The following is a 1,017-nucleotide window of genomic DNA, read 5'->3' on the forward strand; positions in this document are numbered from 1 at the left end:
TGCTGATTCCGCACACCGTGTTGAGGACAGTTCCGACAGGGGGCGTAATCATGCCGACCGCGGCGGTCATGATGAACATGACCCCAAAATAGATCGGGTCGATCCCGGCCGCCGTTACGAGCGGCATGAGGATGGGTACCAGTATGGTGATCGAAGGTGCGAAATCGAGCACCATGCCGATGACAAAGATCGCCAGAACGATCATGGCCATCAGCAGGATCGGCATATCGATGAAAGGACTGAGGAGAGTAACGAGCTGGGCGGGCAGACTGGCGATCGTCATCATGAAGCCGGTGACCACGGAGGCTGCCACCAGCAGCATGATTACTGCCGTCATTCGACCGGCGTCGAGCAGCGCGTCAAAGAGCAGCCGCGGCGTCAGCTCCCGATAAACAACCAGCCCCACGAACAGTGCATAGAAGGCTGCAACGACGCCGGCCTCCGTGGGGGTGAAGATGCCGAACCGCAGTCCGATCAGGATAATCACCGGCAGCATCAACGCCCAACCGGCGGTCAGAATGGCTTTCGGGATGTCCCTGCGCGGGAGTTTGGGCTGGACCGCCGACGTTTCCTTTCTGGAGACGATCCACCAAGTCACCACTAGGCTCAGCCCCATCAGGATCCCTGGCACGATTCCGGCGAGGAATAAGCCGACGATGGAAATGTTTGCGGTGACGCCCAGGATGATGAATCCGACAGAGGGCGGGATCACGGGGGCAATGATGCCCGTCGCCGCCATCAAGCCCGAGGCGCGACTCATGCTGTAGCCCGCATCGCGCATAAGAGGGATCAGCATGACGGCAAGCGTCGCCGTATCCGCGATTGCCGATCAGGAGAGGCTGGCCATCAGCAAGCCCGTGCCGATGCCCACGTAGGCGAGGCCGCCACGTATGTGACCGAAGAGCGCCAGGGCCACGTTCACGATGCGGCGGGAGAGGCCGCCGGCGTTCATGAGCTCGCCGGCAATGAGAAAGAACGGGATCGCCATCAGCGGATAGCTGTCAGCGCCATTGACCA

At 61.1% G+C, this 1,017-nt stretch carries 1 pseudogene; it reads right to left on the reverse strand.

The features are described 5' to 3' along the window. Positions 1-988 (reverse strand): annotated as a pseudogene (locus FJ980_RS34335) (TRAP transporter large permease subunit); the annotation flags it as partial. Between the last annotated feature and the right edge of the window lie 29 nt (positions 989-1,017).

The sequence above is a fragment of the Mesorhizobium sp. B1-1-5 genome, assembly GCF_006443065.1.
Classification (GTDB): domain Bacteria; phylum Pseudomonadota; class Alphaproteobacteria; order Rhizobiales; family Rhizobiaceae; genus Mesorhizobium.